Raw genomic sequence first — 5,031 nt, forward strand, 5'->3', positions numbered from 1 at the left:
GTGGCCCCGCAGCCGGGTGAGGTGGTGGCCGCCGCGATCGCGCCGGCGGCCAGCCGGGCCAGGTCCGCGCCGGACGAGGCGGTGCCCACCCAGCCGGAGACGGGGTTCGCCAGGGAGACGATGTCCGAGGTCAGGGGCGCGTCGTGGGCGAGATGCCAACTGGCGTGGTCCCCGACGACGTTGACGACGGGGGAGTGGGCCCGGCGGGCATTGTGCAGGTTGGCGATGCCGTTGGCGAAGCCGGGGCCGAGGTGCAGCAGGGTCATCGCCGGGCGCCCCGAGATCCGGGCGTAGCCGTCGGCGGCGCCGGTGCACACGCCCTCGAAGAGACCGAGGACCGCCCGGGTGCCGGGTACCGAGTCCAACGCGGCGACCAGCGGCATCTCCGTGGTCCCCGGGTTGGCGAAACAGACGTCCACTCCGGCGGCGAGCGAGGTCTCGACGAGTGCCTCGGCCCCGGTCAGTGTGCCGGACCGGTTCGCCTGCCAGACGGCGGTGGCTTGGGACATGGAACTCCTCCGTGCGCTCTTCGCACCGTCTGTGCGCATGGTGCACAGCATTGGCATGATGCGGCTCCGCCGTCAACCCCCGGGGCGATCCGGCCCGTGCCATACGCTGAACACGTGAGCGGAACACGGAAAGTGACGGACGGCGTGGTGGACGGACGCGAGGAGAAGGCGAAACGCCCGAGCCAGCCGCCCTCGCAGACCCTGGTCCGGGGCCTTGCCGTACTGCGGACGGTCGCCCACCAGCCCCGCGGCCTGACCGTCGCCGAGATCGCCTCCCGGACCGGGCTGCACCGCACCGTCGTGCACCGCCTCGCCGGCACCCTCGCGGCCGAGGGCTTCCTGGCGAGGGACGCGGACGGCGCCTACGTCCCCGGCGGCGAACTGCACACCCTCGCCGGCACCTCGCGGCCCACGCTCGCGGAGTTCGTCCAGCCGCTGCTCCAGCAGCTCGCCGACCGGTACGGCGGCACGGCGGTCCTGTTCGTCCCGGAGCCGGACTGCGTCGTCGCCGTCGCCACGGCGGTGCCCCGGGACGCCGACTACCACCTCGCCTACCGCAAGGGCTCGCGCCAGCCGCTGGACCGAGGCGCCGCCCCCGTCGCGATCCAGGCCGGCCGGGCGCCCTCGGACGACGACTCGCCGGCCGTGCGCGAGACACGCGAGCGGGGCTGGGTCCTCAGCCATGGCGCGGTGGAGCCGGGAGCGCACGCGGTCGGCGCCCCGCTGGCCAGGGACGGGGACGTGCTGGACGCCTGCGTCATGTTCGTCTCGCACCGTCAGGATCGCGTCGAAGAAGCCACGCCGGAAGTGGTCTCCGCCGCGCGCACGGCCCGCGAGTTCCTGCTCGGACCGCGCTAGAACCGGCCCCAACGACCTTCGCCCCCACCGGAGTTCTCCGGTGGGGGCGACTTGTTTTCGTCCCCGCCGGGCCTTGACACCCGCCATCAGCGCCAACAGCATGTCCATTCAACAAACGTACACGGTGTACGACTATCGCACAGCGGTGAACTTTGGAGGCTGATGCGGATGACCAACCCTGATCGCACCACCCTGGCCCAGGGCAAGCTGTCCCTGATCGGCGTCCTCACCCAGTCCATCGGCTTCATGGGACCGGTGTTCTCGATCGCGGCCCTGCTGCCCCTGGTCGTGGGCCTGTCGGCCACCGGGCGCGGCGCGGGGACCGCCACCCCCCTCGCGATCGTCATCGCGGGCATCGGCGTCTGCGGAGTGGGCTGGATCGTGGCCCAGTACGCGAAACGCATCCACCTGTGCGGCTCGCTCTACGAATACGTCAGCGACAGCGCGGGACCCCGCGTCGGCGTGATCGCCGGCTGGCTCTACTACGGCGCCATGATGGTCCTCGGAGCCTCCACGTTCCTGGTCCTCGGTGGTCTCACCCAGACCTGGCTGCACAACTCCCTGTCCATGGACGTGCCCTGGTGGCCGCTCTCGCTGGGGTACGCCGTGCTCGTCGCCGCGCTCCTCGTCGTCGGCGTCCAGGTGTCCATCCGCGCGCAGCTCGCCCTCGCCCTGGTCACCATCGTCGTCGTCCTCGTCTTCTCCGTGGTGATCCTCTTCCAGGTGGGCGACCACGGGCAGAGCCTGTCCGCCGAGCCGTTCAACCCGTTCTCCGTGGGGCGCCTCGACCTGCTCTACGGCGTGCTGTACGGCATCAACATGTTCATCGGGTTCGAGTCGGCGGCCAACCTCGCGGAGGAGACGGCCGACCCCAAACGCCATGTGCCCCGGGCCGTCATGTGGTCGATCGCCATCGTCGGCGTCTACTACCTGGTCGTCGCCTACGCGCAGGACCTCGCCTTCGGCCTCGACGCGCAGGCGTGGAAGGCGAGCGTCTTCCCCCTGGAGGCCCTCGCCTCCGGCAAGGAGTACGGCTCCTCCGGCTTCGGCACCTTCATGGGCATCCTGATCATCCTCGACGTCCTCGCGGTGGCGATCGGTGTCGGCGTCGCCTCCAGCCGGGGCATGCTCTCCATGGCCCGCAGCGGCCGGCTCCCCGCGAAACTCGCCGAACTGCACCCGAGGTTCCGCACCCCGGTGTGGGGCGTGATGGTGATGGCGGCCCTGGCGTGCGTCGCGATCCTCACCGTGCGCCTGGGCGACGGCATCTTCTCGCGGGCCACCGCCGACCCCGGCGTCCTTCAGCCCCAGTGGTCCCCGGCGTTCAGCTGGATGGCCGGCTTCGGCGGCACGGGACTCGCGATGATGTACCTCGTCGTCGCGGGGCTCGGCGTGAAGGGCCTGTGGCCCCACGTCAGCCACGGGAAACTCCTCGTCGCCGGGAGCGTCGGCGTCCTGGTCGCGGCCGGTGGCGTGTTCGGCGCCGTCTATCAGGCGCGCAGCCCTCTCGACACCGTCCCCTGGGCTCTGCTGCTGTGGGTGGCGGTCGGGGCGGTGTGGTCGTTCGTCGTGACCCGGCGCACGGACGGCGGCGACGTACCGGCCGAGAACCGCGAGACCGTCCTGGACGGCTGAACACCCCCCCACGACCTCTTTTCCATCCCCCCATGTCCGACCCGCACCACCCTGGAGGAACGGCAGTGACCAACGCGATACCGCACCCCTACGATCCCCTGAACGCCAAGGAGATGGAGCGCGCCGTCGCCGCGGTGCGCGCCGCCCACCCCGGGCGCACGGCGATCAAGTTCCCGCTGGTCCGGCTCGACCTCCCCGACAAGGCGCAGGTACGGGACTTCGACCCCGTCTGTCCGATCACCCGGGTCGCGTTCCTCGCCGTCTACGACCCCGAGGCGAGTGCCATGTTCGAGGCCCGGGTCGACCTCACCGACGACACCGTCATCTCCTGGCAGCACCTCCCCGGGCAGCAACCCCCCATCATGATCGACGAGCTGATGGCCCTCGACGAGATCATCAAGGCCGACCCGGCCGCCGTGGAAGCTCTGGCCCGGCACGGCGTCCACGACCTCTCCAAGGTCCAGTTCGACCCCTGGTCCACGGGCACCCTGCCGATCGAAGGGGTGGACGCGCGCCGCCGCGTGATCCGTGCCAGCGCCTATGTGCGGGAGTTCACCGAGGACAACGGCTACGCGCGGCCCGTCGGCAACCTCGTCTTCGCCATCGACTGCGACACCCGCACGGTCGCCGCGATCCAGTCCGGCGAGCCGCTGCCGCTCCCGCCGGAGAGCGGGAACTACGACACGGCGAGCGTGGGACCCCTCCGTGACGACCTGCGGCCCATCGAGATCACCCAGCCCGAGGGGCCCTCCTTCACGGTCTGCGGCAACGTCATCTCCTGGCAGCGCTGGCGGTTGCACGCCCACATCGACGTCGTCGAGGGCCTCGTCATCAGCGACGTCTCCTACGAGGACGAGGGACGCCGCCGCCCGATCATGCACCGGGCCGGCATCAGCGAGATGGTGGTGCCCTACGGCGACACCAGCGACGACTTCTACTTCCGCAACGTCTTCGACGCGGGCGAGTACAGCCTCGGCAAGACCGTCGGCTCCCTCAGCCTCGGCTGCGACTGCCTCGGCGAGATCCGCTACCTCGACGCCGTCCTCGCCGACGAGTCCGGCACCCCGCAGACCGTCACCAACGCCATCTGCCTGCACGAGGAGGACTACGGGATCCTCTGGAAGCACTGGGACTTCCGCTACGTCCAGCAGGCCGAGGTCAGGCGCTCCCGGCGGCTGGTCGTGTCGTCGATCCACACCATCGGCAACTACGAGTACGGCTTCTTCTGGTACTTCTACCTCGACGGGACGATCCAGTTCGAGGCCAAGCTCACCGGCATCGTCCAGACCCGCGCGGTGGCCCCCGGCGAGCAGCCCGGCTTCGGGACGCTCGTGGCCCCGCAGCTCGACGCCCCGAACCACCAGCACCTGTTCAACATGCGCCTCGACATGGAGGTCGACGGACCGCGCAACACGGTCGTGGAGGTCGACGCGGTGGGCCTGCCGATGGGGCCGGACAACCCCTACGGCAACGCGATCGTCGCCCGCGGCACGGCCATCACCAACGAACGCGAGGGCCGCCGGATGTGCGACCCGCTCACCGCGCGCACCTGGAAGATCACCAACCCCGGCGTCCTCAACCGGCTCGGCCAGCCCGTCGCCTACAAGCTGGTCCCGTTCGTCGGCCCCACCCTGCTCGCCGCCCCCGAGAGCGACCTCGCGCGCCGTGCCGAGTTCGCCCGCGCGCACCTGTGGGTCACCCGGTACAGCCCCGACGAGATGCACGCGGCCGGCGACTACCCCAACCAGCACCCCGGGGACGGCATCGGCCGCTGGATCGAGCAGGAACGCGACCTGGCCGACACCGACGTGGTGCTGTGGCACACCTTCGGCACCTCGCACCTGCCGCGTCCGGAGGACTGGCCGATCATGCCGTGCGACTACGTCGGGTTCACGCTGAAGCCGGTCGGGTTCTTCGACCGCAACCCCTCGCTGGACGTGCCGCCCCCGCAGAAGCGCGGGGGATCGCACTGCCACGCGGCGCCGCAGGACGCCTGACCGTGGCGGCGGCCCGGCGTCCGCGCTCCGCG

Annotated in this window: 4 protein-coding genes; 3 read left to right on the forward strand and 1 reads right to left on the reverse strand. The window is 71.1% G+C overall.

All coding sequences use genetic code 11. The annotated features are described in order from the left end of the window. Window positions 1-509 (reverse strand): thiamine pyrophosphate-binding protein (locus tag ACVNF4_RS32350; RefSeq protein WP_461806441.1); only part of this gene is annotated, 509 nt, incomplete at its 3' end. 114 nt (window positions 510-623) lie between these two features. On the opposite strand from ACVNF4_RS32350, the gene ACVNF4_RS32355 reads away from it, so the two are divergent. The 3 genes from ACVNF4_RS32355 (at window position 624) to ACVNF4_RS32365 (ending at window position 4,999) form a co-directional block, all read left to right on the forward strand. Further along, complete coding sequence (locus tag ACVNF4_RS32355; RefSeq protein ID WP_461806442.1) at window positions 624-1,367, forward strand: IclR family transcriptional regulator; 744 nt, start codon at window positions 624-626, stop codon at window positions 1,365-1,367. Between the two features lie 168 nt (window positions 1,368-1,535). Continuing rightward, window positions 1,536-3,002: an APC family permease gene (locus ACVNF4_RS32360; RefSeq protein WP_461806443.1), complete on the forward strand. Its 1,467-nt coding sequence runs from the start codon at window positions 1,536-1,538 to the stop codon at window positions 3,000-3,002. A 65-nt stretch (window positions 3,003-3,067) separates the two neighbouring features. Next, complete coding sequence (locus ACVNF4_RS32365; protein ID WP_461806444.1) at window positions 3,068-4,999, forward strand: primary-amine oxidase; 1,932 nt, start codon at window positions 3,068-3,070, stop codon at window positions 4,997-4,999. Window positions 5,000-5,031: the final 32 nt, after the last annotated feature.

This window comes from Streptomyces sp. S6 (assembly GCF_054880855.1).